This is a genomic window from Photobacterium iliopiscarium, assembly GCF_003026395.1.
GTDB classification, from domain to species: domain Bacteria; phylum Pseudomonadota; class Gammaproteobacteria; order Enterobacterales; family Vibrionaceae; genus Photobacterium; species Photobacterium iliopiscarium.
Window position 1 is genome coordinate 430,159 of the sequence record NZ_PYOO01000002.1, and the last position, 16,084, is coordinate 446,242.

Consider the following 16,084-nt stretch of genomic DNA (forward strand, 5'->3'; position numbering starts at 1 on the left):
GTGAGGTTACGAACGCGATAGGGAATCTACTATTAGCGCGTTGTAGAATGAATGTGTTGCGGTATCTGTTAATAGGTTTTCACTGGCGTCTTTAAGGCTCAAGCACGCGTTGAGTAGATCACGGATAGCCCTCGACCCTCGGCTTCCGAGATGACGAATAATGGGCTAAGTAAGTACCAAGCCCCACCCCCGTCATTCCCTACAGTGAGGTTACGAACGCGATAGGGAATCTACTACCCACGCGTCGTAGAGTTACTGTGGTTGTAATACGGTTTTCACTGGCTTGTTTAAGGCTCAAGCTCGTAGTGAATAGATCACGGATAACCTCGTCCCTCGACTTCCGAGATGTGAATAATAATCCCCGTCATTGCCTAAAAACATCAAATCTAAATATAATTAAACAATGACAATTGCTTGGTTTGCCCAAACGCTTGTTGCGAGGCTTGCAATGCCATCATTTGTTGGTTCATATTCATGATTGCTTTGCTGTAATCGAGATCTTCTAACCCACTTTGGGCTTGATTTAGGGTTAATTCAAAATCCAGATGCTGCTCTTGTTGGCGATCAACCTGCTGCATAATGGTGCCAACTTCTGAACGCTGTTGGTTCATATGCACAAAACCACTGTCGAGATCATCAATCACTCGTTGTAAGTTTGCTTCTGCTGCGGGCGATGAAGTTAGACGCTCTGCGTTATCAATCGCACTCTGAATTGAATCAAAAATATTGATGGTTTGGGCTGGCTTTAAGCTAATATTATCGCCACTACTGATATCACCAAATTTTAAATTAAGAGTGGCGCTATCGGCAGCTACAGGATCTTTATAAACGATGCCTTGTTCTGAATCATAAGCTTGATTTGCAGCGACGACTTTGCCCCCAACGGTTAAATTATATTGCATCTCTTTGGTTGTTGTACCATCCGCCGCTGCGACATCAACTTCATTGAAACTCACTTCAATAGCTTCAGCTGAACTAAAATCACTGGTAGTGGCAGAAAGTAGGTGCAGTTTAGAACCATCGGTTAAGCCACCAGCACCATCGCTAAAGACAGGTCGAAAATCACCGTAACTATTAGGGACATCGGTAAATAATTGATCCCCAGGTAAACTGGTTTTTACGTTAACTGATTTATCTATTTGAGCATAACGTGACTGGCTATCGCCGTAATAATCCATGCTGCCATCAGTGGCTTCCATAAACGGTTTGGTATCAGATTGATTACCCGCAAACACATAGTTGCCGGCTTCATCACGGCTATTGGCTAGTTCAAGTAAGCCATCACGCAAGCTAATTAATTCATCTTTAAATGCGGTGCGGTCGTTACTTGCCATCGCACCATTGATCATACCAAGTACTTTTTGCTTGGTTGCGCCAAGGTTATCTTCAACCCCCGCAATTGCGGTTTCCATAGTCTGAAGACGATTATTTGCTAGAGTGATAGCACTATTATATTGATCAATTTGGGTTAGCTGTTGGCGGTAATTTTGAATCGTCACCGATGACACCGGATCATCCCCTGCGGTTTCAACCCGTTTGCCGCTAGATAATTGACCGTTAGTTTGATTCAGTTCGCCTTGCTTACGCATTAAGTTGGAGGTCAGATTTTGGTACTGACTGGCGGTTGAGACGCGATTGATCATAACAACTCCTCGTTATACTGCGCGCATTAAGGTATCAAAGGTTTCTTTCGCCACCGACATAATCCGTGATGACGCCATATATGATTGTTGGAACTTCATTAGATTAGCGGCTTCTTCATCAAGGTTGACCCCGGATAAATTAGACACTCGCTCTGAGGCTGAATCAAAATCAAGCTGATTCACTTCACTTAATTTATCGGCATTTTTTTTGAGCATCCCAATATCAGTGGCTAAGCCCTCAAATAAATCAATCACACTTGATTTACCGTCTGCCATGGTCTTTTGATGCTGCACTTGCTGCATCGCCAAGAAGTTGCCATTACCGCCTTGAGCATTTTGAGTGCCGAGCTCAACCTCAAAGCTATCGTTAGCTTTTGCGCCAGCAGATAAAGTCATTACAGGGATTGACGAAGTAGCGCCCGTTTTAAAAGCAATGGTTGCACCTTTCTCCGCAGAGTATTGATTATCGGCTAATTCAATATTGGTATTCGTTTTTAAATCGGTAACGGTAACTTGATCGCCAGCGGCGTTTAACTGTAATTGATACCGACCTGCGGCATTATCAGACACAGCAGTCGCTTTGGTGATGGTTGCCGAGCCCAGATTAGATTCAGCCGCTATTGCTGTTAATTGACGGTGTCCCGCCAGCCCACGAGGATCAGTTAAGGCTAAACTAATATCCGCTGCACCACGACGTAAAGGTTGAATGATGACGGTTTCCGTTTCACCAGCCATTAACGTGGGTGGTTTATTAATGGTAATTTCTAAGCCATCAACCTTCGCTTCAAATTTGCCTTTGGCATTCGCGGTTAAGGCCGTTTTATTACCTTGTTGATCAATCAGCGTATGGCTGGTCGCATCACTGACTAATTGATAATCACCGATTTTAAGTTGATTAATATCATCAATTTTAACGCTAATATCACTGCTACTACCAAAGGGTTTAAGTGCGCGTTGCGACATCGCATTAGGGCTATTAATGTCATTGAATAACGCTTGTCCTTGCTGACCTTCAAGATCAACACCTTGCTGTTGAAGATCGTTCATTTGCGACGCAAAGCCAAGCGCCATTTGTCCGAGTTGATCCAAACTTTTATCAATAACATCATCACGCACGGTTAGCATCGCGCCTAAGCTACCGCCAATGGTGTCGCTTTTTATTGGCTTACTGTTATTGCCATTGATTAACGCGATTTGTTTATTGGCAATATCAGGATCGCCATCAACGAGTTTTAACTGTGATGCACTCACGCCAGAAACTAAGGTATCCCCGCTACCAATAATGACCGTGTTGGCTAAACTACCTTTATCTGCCAACACGGTCACTTGCGTATATTGGGCTAATTCATTAATCAGAGTACGTTGTTGATCAAACAGATCATTACTGCCATCGCTGCTAGATTGTTGCTGCAAACTGGTATTCACGGCGGCAAGTTCTTGCCCTAACGCATTAACGCGATCTAAAGAGACACTTAATTGCTGATTAACATCAGTACGAATATTGGTTAGTGTTTCATGGGAATTATTTAAGTTAACCGCCGCTTGATTGGCATGTTCTAACACCGTTTGACGACTACCAAGATCGCTAGGATTATCAGCCAATGAGCGCACTGAATGATAAAAATCATTCATACTGTTAACGCTATTAACGGCACTTTTAGAGGTAAAATCATCTAACATCGCTAAATGCTGTTGTTTAACATTAGCCTCTTCTAGTTGAGTAGTGGAAAGCGTCAGTTCGCGAGCAGCAAATTGGTCATAAGCACGGCTAACGTTATCTATATAAGCACCGGTGCCATAGTAACTATTACCGTTCCATTGTGCATCATCGGCTTTTTGTTCAACGACTTGACGGCTATAACCCGGCGTATTAACGTTGGTTATATTATGACTTGCTACATCTAATTGTTTTTGAGATGTGCGTAAGCCACTCACACCAATTTGCATCAAATCTAACGCCATCGCCTGTTGCTCCCCACTAAAATTCAAACCATTATCAGCAACAATCGTGCGATAACGCTGCTGCTAATAAGCAAGATCTGAACCACTTTTAAATAAATTCCATTTATAACGTCATTGTTTAAATAAATACTGTTAATTGGCATTTATTTACTTATACTTTTGCCGTTGCTGCCGATATAAACAAAACACCGACAAAAGCAATGGCAAAACAGCCCCTATAACAAAGGATATCGTTAATGAATGTTTTACTTTCGGGACTTATTGGTTACGCAATAAAAGAAGTGGTGGTGCCATTAATCACTGACAGCGATGATGATAAACAAGATAAAAAACAAGTCTCTGATAAGGAAGTAGATGGGGCATTATTTGAAAGTAACGATCTGATCAAGATGGTCTCGAGCTTAATTGATATAGTGGTGTAATCATAACGACTATTTGTGACTTAATTACCCCTGCTATTGCTGCCCTTTTCTTTAATCACCGTTAACGCTGTGACAATCCTCTCTGTTAACAATAAATCCCATTCACAATAAGCTCTGCACTTTTTTCATGACAGCCAACACCTTATTGCTGTAATTGGGATCGGTGGCATACCCCGCCTGATGAATTTCACGAATAAATTGCTGCGGCTGGTTACTGTGCGTTAATGCTTTTGAATAACGCGGGTTATGCTGTAAGAAATTAACAAAATCATCAAAGCTATGCTGGTAGGAATCATAAGACCGAAATGCCGCCTGCTCTTGAACGGCAATACCATCATGAAATTCCAATGTTTTTGTGGCAACCTTTTGCCCCTGCCAACGCGAATCCGCTTTAATATTAAATAAATTATTGCTCGAACCAAGGGCATTGTTAATCACCTTCTTTCCCCACCCTGTTTCTAATGCTGCTTGCGCAATCAACAATGCAGGATCAGTACCTAATGTACGTGCCGCCTTTTGAGCATAGGGCTTCATATAACTAACAAAATCTTTTGCCGAAGAAAAACTTGTCGGCTTTTCTGACTTAACAGGCAAAATTTCATCTGTAGTCACTGGAGCTATCTTTAATGATAACTGCGATTGAGGTAATGGCGGCAGTATTAATGATTTATCTACCGTACGGGTTGATAGCGGTAACGCAATCGCATCAGTATTAATCGGACGAATTGAGAACGGTTGTGGCTGTTGTTGTGGGTACAAATCAGTTGTTGGTTGATGCTGGCTACTATCTTGCGGTTCACCACCTAGTTGTTTAACAATCATATCCGCTAGCCCAAGACGACCAGTAGTACTTAGCTGCGATGATAGTTGTTCGTCATGCATCTGTTGATAAAATTTGCCATTATTACTGCTCATTAAATCGGATTCAAACGCACTATTGGCTTCACGCATCGATTTAAATAACATCTGCGTAAAAATAGATTCAAATTGAACCGCGGCTTCACGTAAAGAGCCTTTTTTATCCTCACCAATGCCTGCCCGTAGGCGATCAAGGCTACTTAAATCATGAATAAAACCAGGCTCTATTTGTTTCATTGCCGCTCTCTTAAATATTAGATAATAATAAGCTGGCCTTCAATGGCCCCAGCTTGTTTTAATGCTTGTAAAATGGCCATTAAATCTGATGGTGCAGCGCCAACTTGATTAACCGCTCGCACTAATTCATCCAATGTCACTCCGGGCTCAAATTTGAACATTCGTGCATCTGATTGGTTAACTGTGATCTGAGAATTAGGTACCACCACTGTATCGCCACCAGCAAAGGCATTAGGTTGACTCACTTGTGCATTTTCTTTAATTGATACCGTCATACCACCATGAGTGATTGCTGCTGGGCGTAATTTGACATGTTGTCCGATAACAATGGTGCCAGTACGTGAATTAACAATGATTTTTGCTGAACCTTCAGCAGGATCAAATTCCAAATTTTCCACGGTCGATAAAAACGCAACGCGCTGACTGACATCACGTGGAGCACGCACACGAATAGACGTCGCATCGACAGCTGACGCCATCTGTGGCCCTAAAAATTGATTAATCGAATCGGACATCCGTTGCGCGGTAGTAAAATCAGACTCATATAAATTAAAAGTTAAATAATCACCACGGCCAAAGGGGTTTGAAACTTCTTGCTCAACCATTGCACCATTAGTTATTCGACCAACGGTAGGCGTATTGCCGACGACTTTAGAACCATCAGCCCCCTCGGCACTAAAACCGCCCACCACTAAACTGCCTTGTGCAATCGCGTACACTTTACCGTCCAGGCCTTTTAGAAACGTTTGTAATAATGTGCCGCCACGTAAACTTTTCGCTGAACCAATCGAAGACACAGTAATATCAATGGTCTGCCCTTGTTTAGTAAACGCTGGCAAGGTGGCATTCACCGCGACCGCCGCAACATTTTTGGTTTTGGGTTTAGTGCCTGCTGGCAATTGAATCCCAAAATTTTGCAGCATCGCATTAAAAGTTTGCTCTGTAAAAGGGGTGGTTTCGCCAGTTCCCGGTAAACCGACGACTAAGCCATAACCGACCAATTGGTTACTCCGTACGCCAGCAACTGCTGCAACATCTTTAATGCGTGCCGCCTGTGCTGTCGAGGCAAATAAAGTGACAGCCAATAAACATATTGTCGAAATTTTCAAATGACTCTCCGAGACAAGTTAAAACGATAACGCAACTAACCTTATGCAAAGGTAAGATGAATAATAAGATTAAAAATTCTATTAAAAAGCGACATTAAAAAAGCGTGATAACCAATTTTGCTGCTGAACATCTTGGCGATCGCCAGTACCTGAATATTGAATGCGCGCATTAGAAATACGGGTTGAAGCAATGCTGTTATCTTGATCGATATCATCAGGTCGAATATTGCCACTCACGCGAATATATTCTTCGCCCGTATTGAGCATTAGCCATTTCTCACCGCGAATAACCAAATTGCCATTACTGAGCACATCAACAACTTCAACTGAAATAGAACCTTTAATACTGTTACTTTGATCTGCTGACGTTGAACCTTCAAAGGTATTATTATTCGCCATCGCATAAGACAAGGTGTAATCGCTTAAAGTAACGGGCTTACCCCCTAGTTCTATCGGCTTCATGTGAAGATCGGTTTTCTTATCAAGATCTGAACTGGCATTTTTCTTCGCCGTAGTTTTTTCTTCAAGCAAGATTGTCACAATATCACCAATACCGCGCGGCTTGGTGTCATCATATAAATCTTGCGCTTGATCTTGATTAAATAACGATCCGGTTGCAGTTGCATAATGTTCAGGCTTGTCTTGCGGTCGAACCGGATTCCATGCAGGATCATTCATTTGCGCATCTTCACGTGAGCGTAAACGGTCAATTAAACTCTTTGATTCAGTTTGCTTACCTTCAACGGCATCAACATTAGTGGTCGCTTTTTCAATATCACTACCCACTGAATCTGGCGTTGACATACAACCGCCTAAACTACAAACAAGTGCAATCAGTAGCCAGCGTCTATGGTGATTTGAATGTACTTTCACGGCGATTTCCTAGCTAATGAACTTATAATTGCTGATTAACGTAACTCAACATTTGGTCAACGGTTGAAATCACTTTGGAGTTCATTTCATAGACCCGTTGCGCTTCAATCATATTTACGAGCTCTTCGGTCACATTGACATTGGATGTTTCAAGCATCGATTGGCGAATAGAACCAAAACCTTCTAAACCCGGCGTGCCTTCTTGAGGATCACCGCTAGCCCCCGTTGGTAAGAATAAATTCTGTCCAATCGGCTCTAAACCTGCGGGGTTAATAAAATCGGTGGTGGTTAATTGTCCTAACACTTCATTCTCTTGTTGATCACGAATACGCGCCGACACTTCGCCATCAGTCCCCACAGTAATACCCACCGCATTATCAGGTACCACAATTTCAGGTTGCACCGGATAACCACTACCGCTGGTGACTAAAATGCCTTGATCATTAATGGTAAATTGACCATTACGGGTATAACCAATATTGCCATCAGGCAGTAACACTTGGAAAAAACCATCGCCTTCAATCATCATATCCATAGCGTTATTGGTGGTTTGAGTATTACCTTGAGTAAACACTTTTTGAGTCGCAACCACTTTGGCACCAGCGCCCAACATTAAGCCACTTGGCGAAGTAGTATCTTGAGTTGATTTACCGCCGGGTTGATTGATATTTTGATAAAAAAGATCTTCAAAAACCGCACGACTTTTCTTAAAACCTATGGTCGATGCGTTAGCTAAGTTATTAGAAATAGTTGAAATATTGGTTTGTTGGGCATCTAAACCCGTTTTACTGACCCACAATGCTGGATGCATGATGATCGTCCTTTAGTAATTAGCTGATACGCATCAGAGAAGAAGAAGATTTATCCATTTCTTCGGCTGTTTTCATTAACTTCACTTGCATTTCAAAGTGACGTTGTAAATCAATCATGCTGGTCATTTCAGCCACTGCATTAACATTACTACCTTCAAGCATGCCTTTGGCTAAACTGACGCTAGCATCCGCATCTAATGGATCACGATTGCCGATCACTTTAAATAAACCATCGGTATCTTTAAATAGGCTACGATTTTCAGGTTTCACTAACTTAATACGATCAACAATTACCATCACATCAGATGGCGCACCTTTAGGGATTACCGAAACCGTACCATCTTGACTAATTTCAATTTTATTAACGGGTAGAGGAATAAAAATAGGACTGTCATTGCGCCCTAAAACAAGCTGACCATTGCTATTTTGGAGCATGCCCATTTGATCAACATTAAGATGTCCTGCGCGGCTATACCCTTCTTTACCACCCGCATCTTGCACCGCTAACCAACCATCGCCTTGTATCGCAATATCAAGATCACGCCCAGTACTGATCACTGAGCCTTGAGCAAAATCGTTACCTGTTCGTTCAGCCATGGTAAACACACGACTCGGCACCCCTTCACCAAACACCTGCATACTACGCGCTTGCTGTAAGTCAGCACGAAAGCCTGTCGTACTAACGTTAGCAAGGTTGTTAGCATGTACTCGCATGCCTTGCATATCTTGTTTTGCCCCGCTCATCGCGAGAAACAGCGCCCGATCCATTTTTTGACACTCCTCTGTGCATTAGCCGATTTAAAGCAAAAATTACGCCAAGATGTGGATAAAGAATAACAACGGCTAAGAATTGAGAACTGAAGATACAAAAACGCCACCGATAACGGTGGCGTCGAGCAATTCATAAAAATAATGAACGCATTTGAAATTAACGAATCTGAAGAATGTTTTGTTGCAACTGGTTATTAACATCCAATGCGCGTGAACTGGCTTGGAAGTTACGCTGAGCACTGATCAGATCCACCAGCTCTTGAGTCATATCAATGTTGGATTGCTCTAAAGTACCACTTTTGATGGCGCCAAATGAACCTTGAGATGCATCACCCCAAACCACTTCACCGGATTCTTGAGTGGCATTCCACAGCGAACCACCAAGTTGAGTTAACCCTTGCTCATTGGCAACTCGTGCCATCGCCACACGACCAACAACCAAATCTTTACCATTAGAATAAGACGCCATAATATTGCCATCAGGATCGATATCTACTTTTGATAAATATCCTGTTGATGCACCATCCGTATCTTGGAATTTACGCACTTCAAACGCAGACGCATACTGAGTTGGATCTTCATAATTCATGGTGATTGCTTGAGTCCCATCTGCGCCACCCACATCAATAGCGGCCTCAGCAAAACTTTCCATTTGAATATTTAATGGCGTTCCTGGAATAGCAGCGTCAGGCGGTACTGCTGGTGTTTCTTTTAGTGGTTGTCCATTGGCATCAAACTTCATCATATACCCCAGATGACCATTTGAACCTGTCACTGAATATCCCGCGGGTAAAGACTCTGCTTTAGCATCTAATGCTTTTTCTTTGCCATTATTATCGGTAACGGTTTGATAAACTTCCCATGAATTGGCATTGGTAGGATTAGGCGCAACGGCATTAGGATCATATTTTGCCACATAATAAGTGGTCATTTTATACGGCTTACCGAGTGAATCATAAATTGTTGATGAGGTAGAACGGCTAAATGACTCTGGCTTACTAAAATCAAATGGCTGTGTTTTAGGTACGGTTTCTTTATTGGGTAGATTAAGCGATACCTTAATATTTTTAGATGCCGTTGGCTGTCCAAAAACATCATCAATTTTCAAAGATTTCGCTTCATAAGAGGCAACGGTATTTGAATCTTGATTAACAGGATAGCCAAGTAAAAACTTCCCTTCCGCATTGACTAATTCATTTTCATTGTTTAATTGAAACGCACCATTACGAGTTAAATTACTGTTCGAGGCTTCATTCTTATTATTTGCAACCGCAAAAAAACCTGCACCAGATACCCGTAAATCTAAGGGATTATTAGTATAAATGCTTGAACCTTCATGAAACTGCTGCGCTACTGTTGCCGTTTGTACGCCACCACCGGTGGTAGTTTTAGCGTTTGAGAAGATGGAATTAGAATACACATCCCCAAACTCTGCCCGTGACTCTTTAAAACCAAAGGTATTGGCATTAGCAATGTTATTACTGGTGGTGTTTAAGTCCTTTTGCGCAGCACCCAAGCCACTTAATGCGATATTCATGCTCATCGTAAATTATCCTTGTTGTGTACTAAGTGGTGCCGCTGATTGTGCACTTTTACCAATTTGTAAGACTTCAGCTAAATTGACTGGTTTGGTCACCCCCGCCAGATTTAACATTACTTTACCGTCACTATTGCCCAGTAAAACACTGTTAACATTGGCGTGAGTTAATACTTCAAATTGCTGACTTTCGCCGCCGACAGTTCCCGATACCGAAAAGTTATATTTGCCTTGTGGCATCACATTGCCAGCATCGTCTTTACCGTCCCATGCAAACGGATGTTCCCCTGCGGATTTTGCACCTAGAGTAACGGTTTTTACCAATACTCCTTGCTCGTTTTCAACCCGCAGAATGGCGTTATCGACCCCTTGTTGCATGCGTACCATGCCCGCCATTTCACCGTCATGGCTTTTCAATGCCGATGCGCTTGGAATAAGCACATCTTGTCCAACTAACGATGAAGCTTGCAGCGCTTGGTTTGATGTCATGGCACTATTAAGTGAACCAAATTGCTCATTCATTTTATTGATACCATCAACGGTAGCAAAAGACGCCATTTGAGCGATCATCTGATCATTACCCACAGGCTTAAACGGATCTTGTTGCGCTAACTGTTTAGTTAACAACGATAAAAAATCGTCTTGTTTTAATTGATTAGTACCCGTAGTCGGTTGTTCTTGAGCGATCTTTTTATCTTGCATGCCTTTTAACTGGTCAAGGTAAGAAAGAGATTGCCCAGCGCCATTAATGGTTGTCATAACACAAACTCCTTAGCTTATTTGCCCATCTGCAAGGTTTTCATCAACATTTGCTTACTTGCATCTGCCACTTGAACATTATTTTGGTAAGAGCGCGATGCAGAAATCATATTGGCCATTTCTTCCATTACATTGACATTAGGTTTATAAATATAACCAGCACTGTTCGCTAATGGATGCTCAGGATTATATTCCGCACTTAATGGCTCATTACTTTCAACGATCCCTTGCAACTGCACTGGCACACTAGCATCGCCTTGATTAGCACTATCAAGCGCTGCTGCAAAAATAGGATAACGTGCTTTATAGGTTTCCTGGGCTGAACTACTAACGCTATTGGCATTGGCTAAGTTACTAGAGGTGGTATTAAGTCGTACTGATTCTGCACTCATGGCAGAACCTGTAACATTGAAGATATTAAATAAACTCATCCATTATTCCCCTTTCAATGCCTTGGTTAAATTCTTAAATTTAGAGCCTAAAAAATCGAGCGATGCTTGGTATTCAATACTGTTTTGCATAAACAAGTTTTGTTCTAATTGCGCATCAACAGTATTACCATCACCAGTATCAGGTTGAGTTGGCACTCGATAGAGTTGCTCGCCACTCGCAGCAGGAGAGGCAGTAATATGCCGCCCATTGGTACGATTAAGGCCAACGTTTTCCCCTGCGGTTGCCGATTGCAGGACGCGGCTAAAGTCGACATCTTTTGCCTTAAAGCCGGGAGTATTGACGTTAGCAAGGTTGCTCGCCAACGTTTCCGCACGTGTTGCTCGGGCGCCAACGGTATATTGATGAATACCTAATGCTTTATCAAAAGAGATCGACATGCTTTGCCTCTACGTGAAATTCATTGTCACTATGACAACAGCAGTAAAGCAAAGACAATGCCAAGATGGGAAAGGAGGTGGAAAATGTAGGGAAAGCAGGGAAGCAGGGAAGCAGGGAAGCAGGGAAAGAATGCAGATATTGGGACAGGGTATCAAAACTTGAAACCTTGCCCCTAAATCACAGACACGTCCCTTGCTGGTAAGATTATTTTAATTTGTAAATAATACCGGGATTACAACGTACCATTTCAAACCGATCACACAACCCCGTTAATGATTCAGAAGCCCCCAAAAATAAGTAACCACCAGGATTTAAACTGGCTGCTAATTGATTTAACACTTTTACTTTGGTTTCAGGTGAAAAATAAATGAGTACATTTCGGCAAAATATTACGTCAAATTTACCCAATAAAACGTAGCTGTCTTTTAAATTTTGAGTCCTAAAATTAACCAGCTGTTTTACGCGTTGGTTAACTTGCATCCCCCCACTGATATGCGCTTCAAAAAATAGTCTTCGACGCTCAACTGATAAACCACGACTTAACGCGAGATTGTCGTAAACCCCGTTACGACACATATCAAGCATAGTTTGTGAAATATCTGTCGCCGTGATCTGAATACTCGGTAATAACCCCGGTCGTTTCAATTGTTGTTCTAAAATAGTCATCGCCATTGAATACGGTTCTTGCCCTGATGAACTTGCCGCTGACCATATCTTTAATGGTCTTCTATTGGCTGCAAGTTCAGGCAAGATCTTATCGGCTAAAACAGTAAACGGATAACTATCACGAAACCATAACGTTTCATTCGTTGTCATTGCATCGACCACTGCAACTCGTAATTCACGGTTTCGGCCTTTCAGGGTGTCTTGCAATAAATCGGATAAGGAAAGTAATCCAAACCGTTTAACTAAAGGACTTAAACGGCTTCGCACTAAATATTGCTTACTGTCCCCCAAAACGATGCCACATTGTGCTTCGAGGAAATGACAAAAGTCATAATAATCTTGATCATTTACCGTTAATGTTGTCATCAATCACTCTTTCTTGTTTTTGTCATGTATTACACGTCGACTATATTTATTATTAAGAGCTAACACTAACGGCTGTCACTGTGGTCATTGCATTTTTTACTGCACGTCCTAGCTCATCAGGATTAAACTTAGGAATAAATGCATTAGCGCCCACACGTTCAACCATCGCTTGATTAAATACCCCACTCAATGAAGTATGTAAAATAACATGCAGATCTTTTAACGCTGGATCGTTACGAATAGCGGCAGTTAAGGTATAACCATCCATTTCTGGCATTTCAATATCAGAAATAACCAATGCTAGCTGATCATAAATACTGCCATTTTTAGCCATCATTTGTAGTGTTCGAAGTGCTTCTTTACCGTCTTTGACGCAAATACAATTACACCCTATTGATTCAATTGCTCGCTGAACTTGCTTACGTGCCACCATCGAGTCATCTGCTACTAATACCGTTTTTACGGTTGGTGTTATTAAGCTAATTTCATCCAGTAATTCACTCGATAATCGAGTATCTACGGGTGAAATTTGATCAAGGATCTTTTCTACATCAAGAATTTCTACTAGTTCATTCTCAATTTCAGTGACGGCGGTAAGATAATTATTTCGTCCAGCACCTTTTGGCGGCGGTAAAATCGCTTCCCAATTTATATTAACAATCCGCTCAACCGCTGAGACTAAAAATCCCTGCACCGAGCGATTAAACTCAGAAATGATAATAAAACAATTACTGACATCATCAACAGGTCGCCCTCCTGTTGCAAGGCTCATATCTATCACTGAAATTGTTTGTCCACGAATATAAGCAACACCTTTAACAAATGGATGTAAATGGGGCATCGATGTTAGTTTAGGACACTGTAAAACCTCTTTTACTTTAAAGACATTAATCCCATATCGCTGGCGTCGATTAAGTCGAAAAGTCAGTAACTCTAATCGATTTTGTCCTACTAACTGCGTACGTTGATTGACTGAATCTAAAATACCTGACATCTAAAAGGATCCCTGTCTAAAAATATTAACCACACCAATACAAGCAATTTTGCAAATAATTACTTATGATAAGCCACTTAATGAACAAATTACTGACACCGACAGAGAGCATAACGCCGTGATCACTCATCGATATTTACATTTAGTTTGCTTGGTTATCGGCAGTTTATTGCTGATCTTTAGTGTTAATATTCATGCCACACCGATCTCACAACACAACCTTATTCAAAAAACAGCCACTGATCTCGTCAAACACAGTATCACTGAACCTGAATTTGGCAGTATTAACATTACCGCTGCCACATTAGATACTCGATTACGATTTACTCCCTGCTCTAGTCCACTGACGGCAACCCTTCCAGGTAAACAAACGTTATCCGGTAATGTTACGGTACTGGTACAGTGTAATAGTGAAGATTGGCAGATCTATGTACCCGTCAATGTCCAACAAACACTGCCGCAAGTGATCGCCACCACCCACCTCGGCCGTGGCGCTTTACTCAGTGCTGCTAATATAAAAGTTGCCATGATAGAAAACCGTTTTCAGCGAGGAGTCAGCTTTACTGATCCACAACAAATTATCGGTTCAAAAGTCAAACGTACCGTGAAAGCAGGTGATGTCATTCAAGCAAATGATATCTGCTTAGTATGCCGTAATGACAGTGTGTTAATTCGAGCAAGCCAAACAGGATTAGCCATTGTTACCACAGGAAAAGCATTATCAGATGGTGCAATCGGTGATGAGATTCGCGTACAAAACAGTAAATCGAAACGAATTATTGATGGGGTAATTACTGCGGTTGGAGAAGTGTCGGTAAAATATTAATTGCCCTATAAAATAGGCTTACTAAACTCAAAATAATAAGCCATAATATTTTGAGTTTAGTAAACAAAAAAAGCTAAAGTTTATAGCCTATACGTCGATAATTGACTATAACTCTATTGGCATCGACAGGTACTACATTATGACAAATATTGATCATCTCCGTGGTGGACAACCACTTAACACCAGCCGTACGGCTAATCAAACCAAAACAGCTACCACAAATACGCCACAAGCAGCCGTGGTTGAACCTCAACACGATGCCGTATCATTAAGTTCTCAAGGTAAAGCGGTTGGTAAAATTCATCAACAATTAGCCGCAGAAACCAGTTTTGATGCAACAAAAGTCGCTGAAATTAAACAAGCTATCGCAAATGGCAGCTATACTATTGATGCCGACAAACTCGCAAGTAACATGATAAAATTTGAAGATGAACTCAATGGTCTTTAATACTGATGTCATTAACAACTAATATTATTAAACGCTAATGTTGTTAAAGACAAATGCTATTATGCACTCATTAAAAGGATCTTGGTTATGAAATACACTATTGAGCAATTGCTTGAGCTTCAACATACAGCTTTGGTATCACTTGCTGAATTACTCAACCAAGAGAAAACAGCCATCGCTCATCGACGTGCATTAGAAATAGAACAATTTGCTAAAGAAAAACTCACACTGATCAATAGTATTCAACAACATGATTACTTACTCGCAAATCACCCGCAACGACAACAATTGCAAGATGACCAACTACTCAGCCAACATGTTGATGCGATTCAACAATTAGTGACATTATGTAAACAACGTAATGATATCAATGGCGAGGTTTTACAACGGGCGCAATTAAGTTTTCATAAACTCAATAACCTGTTCCAACAAAGCCGAGGTCGCCACCAAATGACCTATAATTGTGATGGTAAGGCGCAAAATGTTCGCTCATTAGGCACCAACCTTAAAGCTTAAGAATTAAAACATCACTTGCTGGTTATTGGGCACATGAAACACTTCACCGTGTTGCTTCATCCGTTCCATCAAACCTAAATTCAATTCCATTTCTGTCACATAGCTATCACCCACGGGATAACTGCGAACCACTTTTGCACCACGAATAATGCCATCAACCGCACCATCAGTATTTTCAGGACCTAGCTGTTGATTTGATAACGACGTTGTTGCCGATATCCGTAAACCATAAATCTGCTCAGAAAGTTCACGATATGCATCCACTTTTGATGCCCGCATTGCCCGTAAACTTTTTTCTTCTTGAGTGCGCCCATTTTGCTCACTAATAGATGCATAACCAACCGCAAACACGATTTCATTACTACGCGTTAAATCGGGATTAGTCGCACTATTTGACGCTGAACACCCAGATATGACAATTAATAACATCACTGCTAGCCATTTACTCATGAAG

At 41.5% G+C, this 16,084-nt stretch carries 18 protein-coding genes; 4 read left to right on the forward strand and 14 right to left on the reverse strand.

Annotated features, from left to right (window positions below):
• Window positions 1-386: 386 nt before the first annotated feature.
• Window positions 387-1,643, reverse strand: a complete 1,257-nt coding sequence (flgL, locus tag C9J51_RS05310; protein WP_045039233.1) for a flagellar hook-associated protein FlgL — start codon at window positions 1,641-1,643, stop codon at window positions 387-389.
• A 12-nt stretch (window positions 1,644-1,655) separates the two neighbouring features.
• Window positions 1,656-3,632 (reverse strand): flagellar hook-associated protein FlgK, encoded by a 1,977-nt coding sequence (flgK, locus tag C9J51_RS05315; protein WP_249030600.1) that lies wholly within the window; start codon window positions 3,630-3,632, stop codon window positions 1,656-1,658.
• Window positions 3,633-3,841: 209 nt separating this feature from the next.
• Here flgK and C9J51_RS05320 point away from each other — a divergent pair, with 209 nt between their 5' ends.
• Entirely contained in the window at window positions 3,842-4,027 is a 186-nt protein-coding gene (locus tag C9J51_RS05320) for a hypothetical protein (protein ID WP_045039232.1), read from the forward strand.
• Window positions 4,028-4,129: 102 nt separating this feature from the next.
• Here the strand turns inward: C9J51_RS05320 and flgJ are convergent, their stop codons facing one another.
• The 11 genes from flgJ to C9J51_RS05375 form a co-directional block, all read right to left on the reverse strand.
• Complete coding sequence (flgJ, locus tag C9J51_RS05325) at window positions 4,130-5,122, reverse strand: flagellar assembly peptidoglycan hydrolase FlgJ (RefSeq protein ID WP_045039231.1); 993 nt, start codon at window positions 5,120-5,122, stop codon at window positions 4,130-4,132.
• A 17-nt stretch (window positions 5,123-5,139) separates the two neighbouring features.
• Entirely contained in the window at window positions 5,140-6,231 is a 1,092-nt protein-coding gene (locus tag C9J51_RS05330; RefSeq protein WP_045039230.1) for a flagellar basal body P-ring protein FlgI, read from the reverse strand.
• A gap of 81 nt (window positions 6,232-6,312) precedes the next feature.
• Complete coding sequence (locus C9J51_RS05335; RefSeq protein WP_107274899.1) at window positions 6,313-7,035, reverse strand: flagellar basal body L-ring protein FlgH; 723 nt, start codon at window positions 7,033-7,035, stop codon at window positions 6,313-6,315.
• A gap of 91 nt (window positions 7,036-7,126) precedes the next feature.
• Window positions 7,127-7,915: a flagellar basal-body rod protein FlgG gene (gene flgG, locus C9J51_RS05340; protein WP_045036597.1), complete on the reverse strand. Its 789-nt coding sequence runs from the start codon at window positions 7,913-7,915 to the stop codon at window positions 7,127-7,129.
• Window positions 7,916-7,934: 19 nt separating this feature from the next.
• Window positions 7,935-8,684 carry a flagellar basal-body rod protein FlgF gene (gene flgF / locus C9J51_RS05345; protein ID WP_045039229.1) on the reverse strand — a complete coding sequence of 250 codons (750 nt, stop codon included), beginning with the start codon at window positions 8,682-8,684 and terminating at the stop codon, window positions 7,935-7,937.
• Window positions 8,685-8,844: 160 nt separating this feature from the next.
• Window positions 8,845-10,230 (reverse strand): flagellar hook protein FlgE, encoded by a 1,386-nt coding sequence (gene flgE, locus C9J51_RS05350; RefSeq protein ID WP_045039228.1) that lies wholly within the window; start codon window positions 10,228-10,230, stop codon window positions 8,845-8,847.
• Between the two features lie 6 nt (window positions 10,231-10,236).
• Window positions 10,237-10,983: a flagellar hook assembly protein FlgD gene (gene flgD / locus C9J51_RS05355; protein WP_045036600.1), complete on the reverse strand. Its 747-nt coding sequence runs from the start codon at window positions 10,981-10,983 to the stop codon at window positions 10,237-10,239.
• Window positions 10,984-11,000: 17 nt separating this feature from the next.
• A complete protein-coding gene (gene flgC / locus C9J51_RS05360; RefSeq protein WP_045036601.1) occupies window positions 11,001-11,414 on the reverse strand; it encodes a flagellar basal body rod protein FlgC in 414 nt (137 codons plus the stop codon).
• 3 nt (window positions 11,415-11,417) lie between these two features.
• The gene (gene flgB / locus C9J51_RS05365; protein ID WP_045039227.1) at window positions 11,418-11,813 is read right to left on the reverse strand and encodes a flagellar basal body rod protein FlgB; all 396 of its coding nucleotides are present in this window, start codon (window positions 11,811-11,813) and stop codon (window positions 11,418-11,420) included.
• 205 nt (window positions 11,814-12,018) lie between these two features.
• Complete coding sequence (locus tag C9J51_RS05370) at window positions 12,019-12,846, reverse strand: CheR family methyltransferase (RefSeq protein ID WP_045036603.1); 828 nt, start codon at window positions 12,844-12,846, stop codon at window positions 12,019-12,021.
• Window positions 12,847-12,898: 52 nt separating this feature from the next.
• Complete coding sequence (locus C9J51_RS05375) at window positions 12,899-13,840, reverse strand: chemotaxis protein CheV (protein ID WP_107236658.1); 942 nt, start codon at window positions 13,838-13,840, stop codon at window positions 12,899-12,901.
• A 118-nt stretch (window positions 13,841-13,958) separates the two neighbouring features.
• Between C9J51_RS05375 and flgA the strand changes: the two genes are divergently transcribed.
• The 3 genes from flgA to C9J51_RS05390 all read left to right on the forward strand — a co-directional run bounded on the left by flgA (window position 13,959) and on the right by C9J51_RS05390 (window position 15,630).
• Window positions 13,959-14,666, forward strand: coding sequence for a flagellar basal body P-ring formation chaperone FlgA (flgA, locus tag C9J51_RS05380; protein ID WP_082064165.1), 708 nt, complete (start codon window positions 13,959-13,961; stop codon window positions 14,664-14,666).
• A 139-nt stretch (window positions 14,667-14,805) separates the two neighbouring features.
• Window positions 14,806-15,114, forward strand: a complete 309-nt coding sequence (gene flgM, locus C9J51_RS05385) for a flagellar biosynthesis anti-sigma factor FlgM (RefSeq protein ID WP_045036605.1) — start codon at window positions 14,806-14,808, stop codon at window positions 15,112-15,114.
• An 87-nt stretch (window positions 15,115-15,201) separates the two neighbouring features.
• Window positions 15,202-15,630: a flagella synthesis protein FlgN gene (locus C9J51_RS05390; protein ID WP_045036606.1), complete on the forward strand. Its 429-nt coding sequence runs from the start codon at window positions 15,202-15,204 to the stop codon at window positions 15,628-15,630.
• A 3-nt stretch (window positions 15,631-15,633) separates the two neighbouring features.
• On the opposite strand, the gene C9J51_RS05395 is transcribed toward C9J51_RS05390, so the two are convergent.
• Window positions 15,634-16,080 carry an LPP20 family lipoprotein gene (locus C9J51_RS05395; protein ID WP_107236656.1) on the reverse strand — a complete coding sequence of 149 codons (447 nt, stop codon included), beginning with the start codon at window positions 16,078-16,080 and terminating at the stop codon, window positions 15,634-15,636.
• Window positions 16,081-16,084: the final 4 nt, after the last annotated feature.